Origin of the sequence: Lysinibacillus sp. FSL W8-0992 (assembly GCF_038008685.1) — a bacterium.
In the GTDB taxonomy this organism is placed as follows: Bacteria; Bacillota; Bacilli; order Bacillales_A; family Planococcaceae; genus Lysinibacillus.
The window spans coordinates 1-16,432 of sequence record NZ_JBBOZQ010000001.1; the positions used below are offsets into that span (position 1 = coordinate 1).

At 37.1% G+C, this 16,432-nt stretch carries 13 protein-coding genes and 1 pseudogene; 6 read left to right on the forward strand and 8 right to left on the reverse strand.

The window, feature by feature from the left end; translation table 11 throughout:
- From NSQ74_RS00005 to NSQ74_RS00025, 5 genes and pseudogenes are all read right to left on the reverse strand, one after another.
- Positions 1–435 (reverse strand): annotated as a pseudogene (locus tag NSQ74_RS00005) (DNA/RNA helicase); the annotation flags it as partial.
- 376 nt (positions 436–811) lie between these two features.
- Entirely contained in the window at positions 812–1,654 is an 843-nt protein-coding gene (locus NSQ74_RS00010; protein ID WP_340820893.1) for a DegV family protein, read from the reverse strand.
- Between the two features lie 158 nt (positions 1,655–1,812).
- Positions 1,813–2,361 carry a nuclear transport factor 2 family protein gene (locus tag NSQ74_RS00015; RefSeq protein WP_340820894.1) on the reverse strand — a complete coding sequence of 183 codons (549 nt, stop codon included), beginning with the start codon at positions 2,359–2,361 and terminating at the stop codon, positions 1,813–1,815.
- A gap of 199 nt (positions 2,362–2,560) precedes the next feature.
- Entirely contained in the window at positions 2,561–3,235 is a 675-nt protein-coding gene (locus NSQ74_RS00020; protein WP_340820895.1) for a response regulator transcription factor, read from the reverse strand.
- Between the two features lie 40 nt (positions 3,236–3,275).
- Positions 3,276–4,424, reverse strand: a complete 1,149-nt coding sequence (locus tag NSQ74_RS00025; RefSeq protein ID WP_340820896.1) for a sensor histidine kinase — start codon at positions 4,422–4,424, stop codon at positions 3,276–3,278.
- A gap of 165 nt (positions 4,425–4,589) precedes the next feature.
- Here NSQ74_RS00025 and NSQ74_RS00030 point away from each other — a divergent pair, with 165 nt between their 5' ends.
- Both NSQ74_RS00030 and NSQ74_RS00035 read left to right on the forward strand, forming a co-directional pair.
- Positions 4,590–5,225: a YigZ family protein gene (locus tag NSQ74_RS00030; protein WP_340820897.1), complete on the forward strand. Its 636-nt coding sequence runs from the start codon at positions 4,590–4,592 to the stop codon at positions 5,223–5,225.
- Positions 5,226–5,370: 145 nt separating this feature from the next.
- Positions 5,371–6,426 (forward strand): LCP family protein, encoded by a 1,056-nt coding sequence (locus NSQ74_RS00035; protein ID WP_340820898.1) that lies wholly within the window; start codon positions 5,371–5,373, stop codon positions 6,424–6,426.
- Positions 6,427–6,757: 331 nt separating this feature from the next.
- On the opposite strand, the gene NSQ74_RS00040 is transcribed toward NSQ74_RS00035, so the two are convergent.
- Positions 6,758–7,801 (reverse strand): glycosyltransferase family 4 protein, encoded by a 1,044-nt coding sequence (locus tag NSQ74_RS00040; protein WP_340820899.1) that lies wholly within the window; start codon positions 7,799–7,801, stop codon positions 6,758–6,760.
- Between the two features lie 225 nt (positions 7,802–8,026).
- Here NSQ74_RS00040 and secA2 point away from each other — a divergent pair, with 225 nt between their 5' ends.
- Together secA2 and NSQ74_RS00050 are read left to right on the forward strand one after the other, a co-directional pair.
- Entirely contained in the window at positions 8,027–10,390 is a 2,364-nt protein-coding gene (gene secA2 / locus NSQ74_RS00045) for an accessory Sec system translocase SecA2 (protein ID WP_340820900.1), read from the forward strand.
- Positions 10,390–11,289, forward strand: a complete 900-nt coding sequence (locus NSQ74_RS00050) for an accessory Sec system S-layer assembly protein (protein WP_340820901.1) — start codon at positions 10,390–10,392, stop codon at positions 11,287–11,289. Before secA2 ends, NSQ74_RS00050 begins: the two co-directional genes overlap by 1 nt.
- A gap of 108 nt (positions 11,290–11,397) precedes the next feature.
- On the opposite strand, the gene NSQ74_RS00055 is transcribed toward NSQ74_RS00050, so the two are convergent.
- Complete coding sequence (locus NSQ74_RS00055; RefSeq protein ID WP_340820902.1) at positions 11,398–12,327, reverse strand: C40 family peptidase; 930 nt, start codon at positions 12,325–12,327, stop codon at positions 11,398–11,400.
- Positions 12,328–12,578: 251 nt separating this feature from the next.
- Between NSQ74_RS00055 and brnQ the strand changes: the two genes are divergently transcribed.
- Positions 12,579–13,901 (forward strand): branched-chain amino acid transport system II carrier protein, encoded by a 1,323-nt coding sequence (gene brnQ / locus NSQ74_RS00060; RefSeq protein ID WP_340820903.1) that lies wholly within the window; start codon positions 12,579–12,581, stop codon positions 13,899–13,901.
- Between the two features lie 111 nt (positions 13,902–14,012).
- Positions 14,013–15,401, forward strand: coding sequence for a S41 family peptidase (locus NSQ74_RS00065; protein ID WP_340820904.1), 1,389 nt, complete (start codon positions 14,013–14,015; stop codon positions 15,399–15,401).
- Positions 15,402–15,648: 247 nt separating this feature from the next.
- Here NSQ74_RS00065 and NSQ74_RS00070 read toward each other — a convergent pair whose 3' ends face one another.
- The gene (locus NSQ74_RS00070) at positions 15,649–16,272 is read right to left on the reverse strand and encodes a TetR/AcrR family transcriptional regulator (RefSeq protein WP_340820905.1); all 624 of its coding nucleotides are present in this window, start codon (positions 16,270–16,272) and stop codon (positions 15,649–15,651) included.
- Positions 16,273–16,432: the final 160 nt, after the last annotated feature.

Sequence of the window (16,432 nt, forward strand, 5' to 3'; positions counted from 1 at the left end):
TACCGCTGAAATTAAATGACATCGACCTGCTTTGACACTCTCAAGTATTTCATCAGCTGCCTGTTGTTGAAGTTCCGTCAGTTGGCCTGTCCATTGGAGTGGATGCTGTCTTTTTCTAAACGCTTTCTGCCCTTTCCATATTAGCAATTGCGTGCAGCTACTCACTCTGCCCATGCTTAGACAATGTCTACAATACACACATTGTTGCTGACATTTTGAGCAATTAAACATTGTAAAGAACTGCGGCTTGTCATTATAGCAACGATTACATCTCATTTGTGGTGTTGTTTGAATACCTCCTATTATATGAAGATACTTTTTATCAATGGCATGCTGTATATCACGTTTGGCAAAAGGTGAATGTTCCCTTAGCCATATACGACCTTCATGAAAGTCCCGCAACGCAGGAGGCAACAGCCATCCTTTATATTTCATTCTAATTTGCTCCTTTCTTTTTGTGATAATGGTTCTAGCAGGGGGTTCTGCAGGGTTATCGGCGTTTTACTCCGGTTTATCGGCGTTTTAAGCAATTCTATCGGCGATTTCTCGTGTTCTACCGGCGATTCAAGCAATTCTATCGGCGATTCCTCGTGTTTTACCAGCGATTCAAGCAATTCTATCGGCGATTCCTCGTGTTTTACCGGCGATTCAAGCAATTCTATCGGCGATTCCTCGTGTTTTACCGGCGATTCACGCGCTTCTATCTAAGGTTTCAACCAGGTTTACAAGCGATTCGCTCGCGCTATCAGAGATTTCTCGCCTACAATAAATAAAAAAAGTCCCTACAACAAGTTGTAGAGACTTTTTCATTTTATTTTTTTGTCCAGCCTAGTCCCATTGCGCCTTCACCTAAGTGTGTGCCAATAACTGGGCCGAAATAGCTCAATTTAAAGTTTACGTTTGGGTATGTCGCAGCGAGCTGCGCTAACCATTCCTCAGCTTCTTTTTGACAGTTGCCGTGAATGACTACTGCATCCATCTTGTCATACTTGTTTGCATCTTCAGCTAGTAAGTCTTCTGCACGCTTTAGTGCTTTTTTACGTGTGCGAATTTTTTCAAATGGTACGATTACCTTATCTACAAAATGCAAAACAGGCTTTACTTGTAATAAGCCTCCGATTAAAGCTGCTGCTGAAGATAGACGTCCCCCACGTTGTAAGTGCGCTAAGTCATCTACAATGAAGTAAGCACGAATATACTGCTTCATGTCCGCTAATGCTGCTAATATTTCTTGTGCCGAGCAACCTTCTGCCGCCATTTCAGCTGCACGTAGCACGTAAAAGCCTTGAACAGCGCAAGAAATCTCGCTGTCAAATGCGTACACATCAATACCTTCCACCATTTCTCCTGCTTGGACAGCTCCTTGATATGTACCACTTATACCACTCGATAAATGAATGGAAATTACTTCGTCATAATCATTTGCCAACTCTTCAAAGAGAGAAGCAAATTCACCAATCGGTGGCTGTGTTGTTTTAGGGAATTCTTTTGCCCCACGTACTTTATCATAAAACTCAGAAGCAGTAATATCTACTTCCTCTGCGAATAATTCACCTGCGATGTTTACACTTAACGGAATCATACGAATGTTTAAGCGCGCGCGTTCTTCTGGCGTAATGTATGCAGTACTATCTGTTACGATTGCCGTCCTCATTCATGTCCACTCTCCTATGTTCCAAGTTTACCTCAAAAAGAAATGAATGTGAATTGAATTACGACCTAACGTAATTGCATCAGGATTGAATCGCTGTTCAAACGATGACGTCCACTTCACATTCATTTTCTATGTATAGTAAAGGGAAAGATTTCCCCTTATTGATTGCCGGTGCTAGACTTTGTGTCATCGCCAATGTAAAAGACGCTCGTCACTTTCCAAGCTCCATCCTCTTTCACAAACACCGTAACTTGACGCCCGGCACTTTCGTGTTCTACATTGGTCTCAAGTTGGAGTGAGTGCGTTGTCACATTGGCAAATACTTGAGCTTCTTCCTGTTCATACTTCGCAATAGTCACATTTGCAACATCGCGTTTCGTATCGGATTGATCAAATACTTTCTCTGCAAATACTTTATCTTCATCATAATTAAATCCTTTTGGGTTCTTAGATATCGTATTCATATATCGATGGATGTCTTTATCATTGAATGCGGCAATATATTCATCAAACGCCGCTATAATTGCTTTTTCCTCATTAGCTGGTACATTCGTTGCTTTTTCGACTTCTCCACCCATCATTTCAAAGCCTACTGTACCATCTTCAATAACCTTTTCACGCTCTTTTGCAGTTAAATCATCTTCTTTATTGCCACAGGCAGTTAACACTAATAAGGTTAAAACTGCTAGAATACTTTTCTTTAACATCATAAAACCTCCCGCGCAATATTGTAGCATATAAATGCATTAGTAGGAATTTTGTTGCGCATTTTCTACTTTTAGGTGCTTATATCATTCTTAAGACGTCTTTTAATTTAAAATGTTGCACAACAAAAAAACTGCCTTAAAAACTACTTTATCTGTCAAAGTAGCTTTTAAAAACAGCCTTCAATTCTATACTATGCAGTTATCGTACTTCAACCCAACCATTTTTGATGGCTGTTACTACAGCTTGCGTACGGTCGTTTACGTTCATTTTTTGTAAAATGCTTGAAACGTGGTTTTTAACTGTTTTTTCCGAAATAAATAGTGTCTCACCGATTGTACGGTTAGATTGGCCATCTGTTAGTAATTGTAAAACTTCACATTCACGTTTTGTTAGTAAATGGAATGGACGACGAATCTCTGTTTGGTGGAAATTACCTTTGTTTTCATGTTCAGAAAGGCGACGGAATTCTGCTACTAAATTTTTTGTTACTTTTGGATGTAAATATGAGCCGCCATTAGCTACTACTTTAATCGCTTCTACGATTTCGTCAGCATCCATCTCTTTTAGCATATAGCCAAGTGCACCTGATTTTAGTGCATGTGTTACATATGTTTCGTCATCATGGATAGATAGCATAATTACTTTTGCATCTGGATATTCTGCAATTAAATCAGCTGTTGCCTCAACACCATTTTTTCCTGGCATATTGATATCCATTAAAACAACATCTGGTTGATTTTCCGCGTATAAGTTCACGACATCTGTGCCATCGTCACCTTCTGCAATTACATCAAACGTATCTTCAAAATCTAAGATGCGTTTAACTCCTTCTCGGAATAGCTGGTGATCGTCTACAATAATAATCTTCGTCATTAGTCTTTACCCCCTAAAATTCTGCAACACATTTCTTTCTTTAATCTACTTCTAACGGAATTTTAAATAATACCGTGGTGCCACGATTTATCTCACTTTCAATTGAGATTGTACCATTTAATATTTCTATTCTTTCTCGCATTCCTAAAATACCAAAGGAATGATCTTTTACGACTTTCTGGTCGAATCCAACGCCATCATCTTTTACGACAATATTTACCGCATTGTTCAACCATTCAAGTTTTACCCAAATATCCTTACATTTCCCGTGTTTCATAGCATTTGTTACACATTCCTGCACTAATCGGAAAATGGATACCTCATAATTTGATGGAATCCGTTGCTCTGTGCTTCTTGACTGAAAATGGATTTCAACACCAGGATTATATTCGGTCACAGTCGACAAATATTTCTTTAATGTCGGCACAATTCCCAAATCATCTAGTGCCATAGGACGTAAATCATAAATAATACGTCGCACTTCTGATAGCGCATTGCGCACTGTTTTCTTCAAATCAGCAATTTCAGCCAAAGCATATTCAATGCCCTTCTCACGATACGTTCTTTCAATTAAGTCCGTACGCATTAAGACATTGGCCAACATTTGGGCAGGTCCATCATGAATTTCTCTTGATAAACGTTTTCGCTCTTCTTCTTGCGCTGCGATTATTCGTATACCAAAATCTTGTTTCATTTTCGCTTGTTCAAGCGCTAACCCAACATTTTTTAAATCAGAAGTTAAATAATTTAAAATAACATTTACTTGATTGACAATATGATCAGCACGTTCAATTGTATCGAGTAATCCTCTTAGACGTCGCTCTAAATCATCTCTTTTGTCGCGAAGTTGCTTTTCTTGTGTTCTAATGACGGAGAGCTTCAATTGAAAATCATGGGCCGTTTCATATGCATCTCTAACTTGTTCTTCGGTATAATTATCAAAAGCTTTACTCACTAACACAAGTCTTTGCTTAGCAAGTTGCGTGCTTTTTTCTAAAGCATCGCCTTCATCGATGACAGTTGAAATCTGTTTTCGAACAATTTCTAGCTCTTGTTGCATATCTTCAAAGCTTCTACGGCTTTGTTCACTTATAATGAAAATATCGTCTTTAGAGCTCATTATTGTTTCTAACATTCGATTGAATACGTCATCAAGCGACTTTAAATCGAAGGTATCATTTGAAAACATAGTGTACTCCCCAGTCTAATGTCCTTATTACCACATAGTATTTTGAAAGACCAATTTCATAGAATCTAAGTCTAAACCTATTATAGCATCACAATGATAAAAATTAATGCTTTTTCTTTATGAAATTTATAGCATACAACCCTACTTTAAAGGAGAATGACACATATGAGAGATAACTATTTAACTGTAAAAGGCTATGGAGAAAGTGAAATCATAATTTCTAAATCTCGCTTTCTCACTTATATAGAACGCGCTGAAAGCGAAGAGGATGCAATGATGTTTATTGAGCGCATAAAAAAAATGCATCATAATGCGACACATAATTGCTCAGCTTATATAATTGGGGAGCATGATCATATTCAAAAGGCAAATGATGATGGGGAACCTAGTGGCACGGCAGGCGTCCCAATGTTAGAGGTATTAAAAAAACAAGGCTTAAAAGATACGGTCGTTGTCGTCACACGCTACTTTGGTGGCATTAAATTGGGCGGTGGCGGTCTTATTCGTGCGTACGGTAAAGCAACAACAGAGGGATTACTCGCTGCACAAGTTGTCGAACGCAAGCTACACCATCTAATGAAAATTGTAATCGACTACACTTGGCTCGGAAAAGTAGAAAATGAGATTCGTAACTCCGCTTATGCATTAGAGGAAATTCGCTACTTGGAAGGTGTCGAAATCATTGTTTCCGTGTTAAAAGAGGAAGAAAATCAATTTATAAATTGGATTACAGAACTTACAAATGGACAAGCATCCATCTCATTCGAGAGCGCGCAATTTATCGAATTTATTGTGAAATAAATAGTTTTAATTGTCTAATGCTGAAGGTCCATAGTATAATTTTAATATTGAGCTAACTTACTCAGTTACGCCACTGTGCTAATTTGAATAAATTTTAGTTCAATCACGTAATTATTCCCAAAATCAAGAGGAGAATATACCAGACATGAAAAGAACGAATGTAAAAAGGAAAAAGAGGACTTCTAAAGCTTCTTTAATAATAAAAGTAGCATTACTACTTGTTGCTAGTTTCCTAATTTGCGTTACGGCCTACGGAGTCTATATTACAAAGCAAGCCGAACACGCTGCAAACTCAGCACATGAAGAATTAGAAGGTCGCGATGTTTCTACACTAAGAGAAGAAAAAGTAGAACCGGTTCATGATAATGTTTCTATTTTATTTGTAGGTGTTGATGATAGTGAAAATCGTGGGCAAGGTTCTGATCACTCACGTTCAGATGCACTGATTTTAGCTACATTAAACAACAATACAAAAACGATTAAAATGTTAAGTATTCCTCGTGATTCTTACGTTAATATTCCTTCAGTAGGATATAAAGATAAAATCACGCATGCACATGCTTTAGGTGGTACGCTGGCAACAATTGAAACGGTTGAAGGACTGCTAGATATTCCAATCGACTACTATGTGCGCATGAACTTCAATGCATTTATTGATGTTGTCGACGCATTAGGTGGCATTGAAGCTGAAGTACCATATGCTCTACATGAAAAAGATGAATTTGATCGTAATACGATTAATTTAAAACCAGGTTTACAACATTTAAGTGGTAGTCAAGCACTTGCACTAGCACGTACACGTAAACAAGATAATGATATCCAACGTGGTATTCGACAACAAGAAATTTTAACAGCAATTACAAATAAAGTAGCTTCAGTCGGTTCGATTACAAAGTATGACGATGTCATAAAGGCGATTGGCGATAATATGAAAACAAATATGACATTTAGTGAAATGAAATCATTCCTGTCTTATTTAAAACAAGGTAAACCACGCATCGATTCGTTAACTTTAGATGGTAGCGATGATATGTCTACAGGCGTTTACTATTATCAATTAGACCAACAATCAGTTGATGATGTGTCACAAATTCTTAAAAACCATCTTGCTTTAAAATCATCTTCTACTTTAACAAATAATAATACAGATAAAGATAATGCAGCTGGCGACGACAGTTCGACTAACGAGTCAGCACAATAAATCTTTTCAAAACAACCAGTTGCCGGTATTTAACCGGTGACTGGTTGTTTTTTTGTCTGCTCATGGTAGTTCCTTTTATTATTGCCTTTGATAGTCATACGATACAAGGAGTTGATTCCGCGCTTCATGGTACTGATTCCGCGCTTCGGCATCGTTTTTCCGCGTTTCAAGGGATTATTTCCGCGCTTTAGATCCATATTTCCGCGAAGCCAAGCTTTCCGAGATAGCGATACATGGAAAAATCTCCGCAAAAAAAGACTGAAGACAAACTCAAAATCCCTTTGAGTTTGTCTTCAGTCTGAGCAACCACACAGTATGGTTGGTTCTAATGTTATTTATTAAAAATCCGCATGAAATTTAATAGCGGTTTATAGTTTTTACCTGCAAGGCCAATAATCTCAACGAAAATTTCAATGGCGATTAAAATAACCGTAATAAGCAAAATTGCTCCCCATAATTTAGCCATTGAGAAGATAATGGCAGCTAAGCCGAACATCATCGCAATGCCATAAATAATAAGTACTGTTTGACGATGAGTAAAGCCCATATCCAATAATCGATGATGTAAATGCGATTTATCTGGATCTGACCATTTTTTCTTCATACGTAAACGACGAACAATTGCAAAGAATGTATCAGAAATCGGTACACCTAGCATAATAACTGGGATAATTAACGAAATGATTGTAAAGTTTTTATATCCTAATAATGCTAATACAGAAATCATAAATCCTAAAAATAATGCCCCAGTATCACCCATGAAGATTTTTGCTGGATGGAAGTTATAAAATAGGAAACCAATTGTTGCTGCAGCTAAAATTGCTGCAAAGGCTAATACGAACATATCGCCCATTATAAAAGCCATACCTGATAATGTGATTAGTGCAATAGAAGAAACACCTGCAGCTAAACCGTCTAAGCCATCAATTAAGTTAATCGCATTTGTAATACCAACAATCCATAATATAGTAAATGGAATACTTAAGAAACCAAAATCTAATTGCCCACCAAATGGCAAGTTAATAAAGTCAATTTGAATACCGCCTACAAAAATAACGACAAGGGCAGCAACAACTTGGCCAAGCATTTTTGCCTTTGCGGAAATTTCGCGCATATCATCAATGACACCAGTTGCTACAATGATACAAGCTCCGATAATAATCGCTAAACTATTTTCACCTTGTGGCTGTATGAACGCCAACCCTATTAAAAACGCAAGGAAAATCGCAAGACCACCAAGCCTTGGCATTATGCGTGCATGTACTTTTCGATAGTTTGGCGCGTCAACGGCACCAATTCTAAACGCTAAACGTTTAACTAGTGGAGTTAACAAAATGGAAGCAACGAATGCTGCTATTAAAGACACGTAAAGCATGTCTCTCCCCCTCAAAAAAATAATCTACATTTGAATCCAATTTGATTATAGCATGAACAAGCTCTGAAATATACTTTTTCTATTCATTTTCCACCTTTTCACAATTTACATTTTTCTCTATTATTCTACTTGTATTACTTAATGTCAAATGTAGTCATCATTCGTAAAATTTGATAGAATAATGAGGTGTCTAGCATTTAGACAACTTTAAAGGAGCGTAAATTCATGTTCTCAATTTTTAAACGCAACAACGAGCAAACAAGTGCTCGTCAATTAAAACGCTACTATAAAATAGTAGAGCAAATTAATAATTTAGAAGAAAAATATGTCAACAAGTCAGATGCTGAATTAAGAGAAATGACTTTTATTTTCAAGGATCGCTTAGAACAAGGCGAACTAATAACATCAATTATCCCAGACGCATTTGCTGTTGTACGCGAAGCCTCAAAGCGTGTTTTAGGTATGCGTCATTTTGATGTACAACTGATTGGTGGCCTTGTATTAACAGAAGGCAATATTGCTGAAATGCCTACAGGTGAAGGTAAAACACTTGTCGCTTCACTGCCCTCTTATGTACGTGCATTAGAAGGTAAAGGTGTTCATGTCATTACAGTAAACGACTATCTAGCTAAACGTGACTTTGAGCTTGTTGGTCAAATTCACCGTTTCCTAGGTTTAACAGTCGGGTTAAATATTCCGATGATGGAACCAACTGAAAAAAAGCAAGCGTATAACGCAGATATTACGTACGGTGTTGGTACAGAATTTGGTTTCGACTATTTACGTGACAACATGGCACATAGCTTAGCCGATAAAGTGCAACGTGTATATCATTTCGCCATCATCGATGAAGTCGATAGTGTACTTATTGACGAAGCAAAAACACCGTTAATTATTGCTGGTAAAATGCCTGCAAATGATGAATTACACCGCATTGCAGCAATGTTAGCAAAACGTTTTAAAGCTGAAGAAGACTACGATTTCGATGATGAAACAAAGGCTACTTCATTAACAGATAAAGGCATTGAAAAAGTAGAGGCTGCATTCGATGTTGATAATTTATACGATTTAGAACATCAAACGCTTTATCACTATGTGATCCAAGCTGTACGTGCACATGTCATGTTCCAGCGTGATGTTGATTATATCGTTAAAGAAGATAAAATCGAGCTTGTAGACATGTTCACAGGTCGTATTTTAGAAGGTCGTTCTCTTTCTGATGGCTTGCACCAAGCAATCGAAGCAAAAGAAGGCGTAACGATTACCGAAGAAAATAAAGCACAAGCGCAAATTACTATTCAAAACTATTTCCGTATGTATCCGAAGCTTTCTGGGATGACAGGTACAGCGAAAACACAGGAAAAGGAAATTCGTGAAGTGTATGGTATGGAAGTAATTCAAATTCCAACAAACCGTCCACGTCAACGTATTGACCAGCCTGATATGATTTTCAAAACGCAAACAGCCAAATATAAATTCGTTGCTGCTGAAGCAAAGCGACGCCATGCAACAGGACAGCCAGTGTTAATTGGAACAACATCCATTCTACAATCCGAAACGGTTGCAGATCATTTGAAAAAAGAGGGATTAAAGTTCCAATTGTTAAATGCTAAAACGGTTGAACAAGAAGTTGAGCTTATCTCTCAAGCAGGTCAAAAAGGTCGTATTACCGTTGCTACAAATATGGCTGGTCGTGGTACAGATATCGTGCTAGGCGACGATGTCCATGAACTTGGTGGACTTTATGTTATCGGTACCGAGAAGCATGAAAGCCGACGCGTTGATAATCAGCTGCGAGGTCGTTCTGGCCGTCAAGGTGACGTAGGCGAAAGCCGCTTCATTCTCTCTATTGAAGATGATATGTTCCGCCGCTATGCAAAAGAAGAGGTTGAAAAATTCTCTGCAAAAATGGTTGTGGATGAAAATGATGTCATTCAAAACAAAGATGTACAAGAGCTAATCAATCGTACACAGCGCATTGTTGAAGGCTCACAATATGGCATGCGCGAGTACAATTTAAAATTAGACGATGTTATTAATGATCAACGTACTGTTATTTATGGTTTACGTGACAAAATTTTAGCTGGCGAGGATTTAATGAGTGAGCTGAAAAAAATGTTAAGCGAAACGGTCGATTTCGCAGTGCGCGATGCTGCGCCTGAAGAGCTCCCTTCTGTAGAATGGGCTTATGACCAAATGGAAAAGTCACTTAATTCATTATTCATCACTCCTGTCACGATTGATCGTGAAGTAGGCAAAGTGAAACAAATTTTAGCTGATATACAGCCTTCTGAACAAGAACTTCTTGATCATATGCAGAAATTCGCAGAAAATGAGCAAGTAATGGCTGTTATTCCACAAGTTATGTTGAGTTATATAGATAGTGGTTGGGTGAAACATTTAGAAGCAATGGCTCACTTAAAAGAAGGTATTGGCTTACGTCATTACCAACAGGAAGATCCAATGCGCATTTATCAACGTGAAGGACTTGAATTATTCGGAAGGAACTTCCAAGAATTACGCCGTTCTATTATTATCGAAATTACAGGCTTCATGAAAATGGTTGAAGGACAACAGGAGGTACAATAATGGGCTTATTTTCATTTTTTAAGAAATCAGACAAAATCGTACAAGAGAACACAATTGACTCTAAAGATTTACTAGGGAAAGTTTCTACTAATAAAGGTGACAATCGTGATGTTGTAACAAAACTTTCATTCCACCCTGAATGGGATGTACCACAAGAGCAAAAATACATTTTTAATTTCCTAGCAAATGAGCTAGAGCCATTAAAACCAAATCAATTATCGCTATCTTCTATTAGTATTGAAGATGAGCCACGCACAGGCAAATGGCTTGTTCGCGCATTTTTCCGTTCTTCATTAGCTGAAGCGATTGAGCTTGGTGAAATCGAATTATTCATTATGGATAAAAATGATGAGCTAATAGCATCTAAAAAATTCGATTTTAAAGCACTTGGCACAATTCCAGCTGAGAGTGCACGTCCATGGGTATTTGAATTTGAAAAATCAACTATTAAAGTAGACGAAGTACCAGAAGACGGTTGGAAAATCGCCTTTAACCTTGTCTCATTACGTGGTCACCAATTAGAATTAGACCCTTCATGGGAGCAACAATTACCAGCAGCGCAAAAAGAAGAGCTTGCAAAAATCGTGAATACATTACCAAAGTTAGGCGAAACGGAAGTTAACTTCACTGGTCTACAAGCAAAACTTGCTGATAATGGTAACCTAAATGTTTCAATCTTTATCCGTAATGGTCACAATAAAGCGATTAATTTAGAGCAATTACCGTTAGAAATTATCGATGCAACAGGTAAACAAATCGCAAAAGGTTCCTTTACAATGGATCCAATCCTGACTGTCCAACCGAACTCAACAAAACCTTGGACATTCATCTTCCCAGCTGAACTTGTTGATGCTCAACAAGCTGATCTTTCTCGCTGGACAGCACGAGTAACTCAATAATATTAATAAAATCCTTCTTTCTAATAGAAAGAAGGATTTTTTAGTGTAAACAAACCGTCATTCTATCTAAAAAAGCGATTTTTGCGCAATGCAAAAATCGCCTCGTTATTATTTCACTGAATCGAATCGTTTATAAGCTACTAATCTAGTTGACCAATAAGAGTAGGTAACATCCGAAAGTTCTACACCATCCGTACCTGCGTGGATAAATTTATTGTTACCAAGGTAAATACCCATATGAGAAATGCCTTCTTTATACGTATTTTCAAAAAATACTAAATCTCCTGGCACAGGATTTTTTACTTGCGTTGTACTGCTACTGAAATAGCCCTCGCTGCTATCTCTCCCTATTTTCAAACCGCCTTGATTGAAAGCATAAAAAATAAATCCACTGCAATCAAGACCTTCTGGTGTGTTTCCGCCATAAAGATACGGTGTTCCAATTAATTTATTAGCCATTTCCACCGTTTTTTTGTATATAGCTTGTCCATTCGCTGTAGGATCTTGATTCGTTACTTTTGATGGCGTCCCCGTATCTGAAGTCACATTGTTATGTATTGTATCACCCTCGGGTATAACAGCTACTGGAGAAATTTTTAACACTTGTCCAATATAAATCGTGTCGTTCTCTATTCCGTTCCAGTCTTTAAGCTCTTTTAATGTCACATTGTATTGCTTTGCTATTTTTGAAAGTGTATCACCTTTAATAACTGTATGAACGGCAGTCGATGGCTTAGAAGGTGTCGTTGTTGTTGGATTTGACGGTTTTACTGTATCCGTTGTAGGTTTTGACGGTTTTACTGTTTCGGTTGCCGCCTGTTTCGTAATCTCTAGTTTTTGGGCTACATAAATCGTATCCTTCGATAGATTATTCCATTTTTTTATGTCTTGTATTGTCACTTGATGTGTTTGTGCGATTTTGGATAATGTATCGCCTTTTTGCACTGTATATGTTGCAGCTTCTGCGGTCTGTATTGCGAAAAATGAAGTAGCAATAGTGCTTAAAGCGAGAATTCTCCACTTTTGTGATTTTAGCATATCAAATAGCCTCCGTTCATGGTAGAATATTTCCTTGTGTGTCTATCATACTAAAGAAGTGACTAAACAAAAATCGGAAAAACTGACTATTTTTCAAACAATTTATGAATCCTATAGAATACTACAGAATCCGACTATCTACTATTAGTATAATAATTGCAAGTTTTATAGTCCTATGATAACATACATGACTGTATTTAAAATTTTTAGAAAGTTTTATTTTTTCAATTATAAAGGAGTTTTTAGTATTTATGAGAAGCATCTTGATTTTCATCAAAGAGAATTTAGCAGTAGGCTTACTACTTTTTGCATTGTTCCTAGGGGCAGGCAATATTATCTTTCCACCGTTACTTGGCCAACAAGCCGGTGAACATATTACAATAGCGATGATTGGATTTTTAATAACGGGTGTCGGTTTACCTTTACTTGCTATTGTCGCCGTTGCAAAAGCAGGTGGCGACTTACAGCTACTTTCAAGTCGTGTTCACCCTGTTTTCGGAATCATATTCACGTCAATTGTCTATTTAGCAATCGGGCCATTTTTCGCAGTTCCGCGTACTGGCTCTGTGTCTTATGAAATTGGCATTGCACCATTTCTTTCAGAGGCAGCACAAGAACATTGGGCTCCACTATTCATTACATCTGTAGTATTCTTTGCGTTTATACTTTATTTAGCATTCAATCCTTCTAAACTAGTAGATCGTGTAGGAAAGATTTTAACCCCTGCACTCTTAATCGTTATTTTACTACTTGCTGTTAAAAGCTTTATTACACCTATGGGTGAATCAGGAATGGCTGTTGGCAAATACAATATTTCGCCATTTTCCGAGGGCTTTGTTCAAGGTTATTTAACGATGGATGTTCTAAGTGCACTCGTTTTCGGTATTGTAATTTTACAAGCCTTAAGCGATATGGGAATGAAAGACACTAAAAAACAAGTTAAAACAACAATTTTTGCAGGAATTGTAGCTGCAATTGGTTTAGCCTTCGTATATATTTCACTTGGCTATATCGGCAATACAAGTATAGGAGCAATTGGTACATCCGATAATGGTGGCGTCATCATCGCCAAATCTGCAGAATACCTTTTCGGCAGCTTCGGTAGTATTATTTTATCGCTTACCATTTTATTAGCATGTATTTCTACTGCTGTCGGCTTATTGACAGCCAATGCACAGTTTTTTAATAAGCTATTCCCGCAAATTTCATATAAAACGTTCTTAATCGTATTTACGTTATTAAGTGTAGCCATTACAAATGTTGGGTTATCAACAATCATTAGCACATCACTTCCTGTACTATTGATTATTTATCCACTAGCTATGGTATTAATGGTGTTATCGCTTGCCGATCATTTCTTTAAAGGTGGACGAATTGTTTATATTTTAGCGTTAATCCCGACATTCTTTGTTAGTTTTTACGATGGCTTAAAACAAATGGAAATTAAAGTTTCTTCCTATGAAAATATCCTAAAAGCATTACCGCTGTACGAGCAAAGTCTTGGATGGCTTGTACCTGCAATGATAGGAGCAATTTTAGGTTTCATTATTCATAAGCTTTTCAAGAAAAACTAAATATGAATCGCTTACAGACACGTTCTATTTATAGACGTGTCTGTTTTTATTCGACGTCAATATGGAAATTCATGTATAATATATGTAAATAATTCTGAAAAGAGGTGTCTTATGAAAAAAGTATTATGGTCCTTCTTGTTCATATTGAGCTTTGTCATTTTTCCATTATCAAACGCTTCTGCTGCAAATAATGACCAGCAACTTGTTGAAGAGATAAAAGAAATTATTACGGAAAATTATGTTGGTAAAATTAATGGAGACCTACAAAAGGCAACAACCATTCCTGACATTATTAATATGTTAGACCCCTATTCAACCTATTTTTCTAAACAAGAATTTGAGGAATTTATGAATAGCATCAATCTATCCACGATTGGTATTGGTGTCGTAATTGAGGAGCATGAGGATGGTATTCATATTTTACAAGTAATCGACGAAGGTGGAGCCTCTGAGGCAGGTGTTGTGGCTGGAGATATCATTATTGCCATTAACGGTCAATCCATTGTAGGTAACTCTATAGAAGAAGCCTCTTCCCTACTAATCGGTAATGAAGGTACACAAGTACAGGTTAAGCTATTACACGAGAACGGTTCCACTTCCACGAAAACAATTACACGTAAAAAATTCACACTACCAAACGTAGAGTCTGCTTTATTATTTGGTAATGTTGGCTACATAGCAATGTCTTCTTTCTCTGAGGATGGTGCGCAACTAGTAAAAGAGGCAATGATTCAGCTTAAACAGCGTGGCGCTACTTCTTTTATTTTGGATTTACAAAATAATGGCGGTGGCTATGTTGCAACAGCAGAACAGCTTACTGGTTTATTCCCAAAGGCAAAAATCGCTTATTTATTGCAAGAAGCACATGATTCTTACGAAGTTCGTGCTAAACAACAAAACGTTAAATTCCCAGCAGATACTCGTATATTAGTAAATCGCTATAGTGCAAGTGCATCTGAAATGCTAGCGGCTTCGTTACAAGATCAACAATCCGCAATTCTGTATGGTGAAACTACTTACGGCAAAGGAGCAATGCAAGGCTTTTATGAATTGCATGACGGTAGTTATTTAAAGCTTACTGTCGGTAAATTTACTGGCCCTGCAGGTCACACTATCAATGAAGTAGGTGTGAAACCAAACATCGAAACGAAGACTGCACCAATTTTCCAAGCTCACTATGATGCTATTAAAGCGCAATACAAAGATTATCAAGAACTAGTTAGCTTAAAAAATGTGCCTACTACTAAAACGTTTACTGTTAAGTTTTCACAAGCTTTCACTACACCAATCCCTGAAGGCAGCGTACAGCTAGTGGCTTTAGGCGGAGACGAAATTTCATTTACAACAAAGGTAGAAAAAGATAATTCCTTAATGATTACACCTACTGATCCTTTAGTTGAAGGGCAAGAATATATGCTACTTGTTCATCCAACTATTCAAAAACCTACAGGTGGCAAACTACAAAAGGGGATTTATCTCCATATAACAGTAACTAAATAAAAATGGGGCTACCCCATAATAGATTGCGTTTGATCTTTGCTTCAAGTGGATGCTTGCTGCGAAAATCAAACGCTTTTCTTTTTAGTGGACGTTCGTAGTTAAAAATAGTTGGAGCCATGCCTGCGAAAATCGGAGTGGAGTTTTATAAGTGTCAGGCACTCAAACAATTTGAATGGAGCGAAGACAGTGACTACCTACGGGAAAGCACAATACCCCTCTCCAAGCTATGTGGAGAGGGGTTTTAATATTATTTAGTATAGCTACATCCACTATCAAGACTGGGAGATTCTTTTAGGAGAAAAAATACATGCACTAAATTTCGAGCAAGTTCACACGGCTTGCTTTTTTGTTCTAGTAAATTTGTCAATATTAAACGTTCAAATGAGCCAACTAAACTATCTGCTACGATTTTTATATCGATATTTTGTAATTGAAACAGACATGCACAATCATGACGATAAACTAGCTCAATCAATTGCTGTGTCAATTGAGATTTAACGCATGACGATTGTTTCGATTCAAAAAAGCCTATTTTCGTTAGCTTTGGATTCTCAATTATATAAAGGAACAACATATATAACTTATGCTCTAGCATTTGAATAAAGCCCTCTATGCCCTTTTCTACTTCTTCATTTTGATTGCACATGATTTCATTAAATCCCTGCTGAAATCTTATGTTCAAATCATTATAGAGCGATTCTTTACTTTTAAAATATAAATAAAATGTCGGCTGCGTTACATCTGCCGCTTTCACTATATCGCTTATTTTCGTAGCATAATATCCCCTTTCAGAGAAAAGCTCCACAGCTTTTTCAAGTAATAATTGTTTACTTCTTTCACCATTCGAATTAATCTTTCTACCTCTTGCCATAATTGTCACCTTACTCTATTAATAAATATTCATTATTTTGTTTAATTATGGTATTTATAATAGTTAATACCATATAGCAACCTATCATTTTCCTTTTCACTACCTGAATAATGTTAATTATAATACAATTCAAAAAATTACACTATGCATTTTTAGCAAT

Excerpts from the sequence above, each read along its gene's own strand:
- NSQ74_RS00015 (WP_340820894.1), bottom strand. The coding sequence starts at position 2,361 with ATGTTAAAGAAAAGTATTCTAGCAGTTTTAACCTTATTAGTGTTAACT.
- NSQ74_RS00070 (WP_340820905.1), bottom strand. The coding sequence starts at position 16,272 with ATGGCAAGAGGTAGAAAGATTAATTCGAATGGTGAAAGAAGTAAACAA.
- brnQ (WP_340820903.1), top strand. The coding sequence starts at position 12,579 with ATGAGAAGCATCTTGATTTTCATCAAAGAGAATTTAGCAGTAGGCTTA.
- NSQ74_RS00050 (WP_340820901.1), top strand. The coding sequence starts at position 10,390 with ATGGGCTTATTTTCATTTTTTAAGAAATCAGACAAAATCGTACAAGAG.
- NSQ74_RS00030 (WP_340820897.1), top strand. The coding sequence starts at position 4,590 with ATGAGAGATAACTATTTAACTGTAAAAGGCTATGGAGAAAGTGAAATC.
- NSQ74_RS00010 (WP_340820893.1), bottom strand. The coding sequence starts at position 1,654 with ATGAGGACGGCAATCGTAACAGATAGTACTGCATACATTACGCCAGAA.
- NSQ74_RS00020 (WP_340820895.1), bottom strand. The coding sequence starts at position 3,235 with ATGACGAAGATTATTATTGTAGACGATCACCAGCTATTCCGAGAAGGA.
- secA2 (WP_340820900.1), top strand. The coding sequence starts at position 8,027 with ATGTTCTCAATTTTTAAACGCAACAACGAGCAAACAAGTGCTCGTCAA.
- NSQ74_RS00035 (WP_340820898.1), top strand. The coding sequence starts at position 5,371 with ATGAAAAGAACGAATGTAAAAAGGAAAAAGAGGACTTCTAAAGCTTCT.
- NSQ74_RS00025 (WP_340820896.1), bottom strand. The coding sequence starts at position 4,424 with ATGTTTTCAAATGATACCTTCGATTTAAAGTCGCTTGATGACGTATTC.
- NSQ74_RS00040 (WP_340820899.1), bottom strand. The coding sequence starts at position 7,801 with ATGCTTTACGTGTCTTTAATAGCAGCATTCGTTGCTTCCATTTTGTTA.
- NSQ74_RS00055 (WP_340820902.1), bottom strand. The coding sequence starts at position 12,327 with ATGCTAAAATCACAAAAGTGGAGAATTCTCGCTTTAAGCACTATTGCT.
- NSQ74_RS00065 (WP_340820904.1), top strand. The coding sequence starts at position 14,013 with ATGAAAAAAGTATTATGGTCCTTCTTGTTCATATTGAGCTTTGTCATT.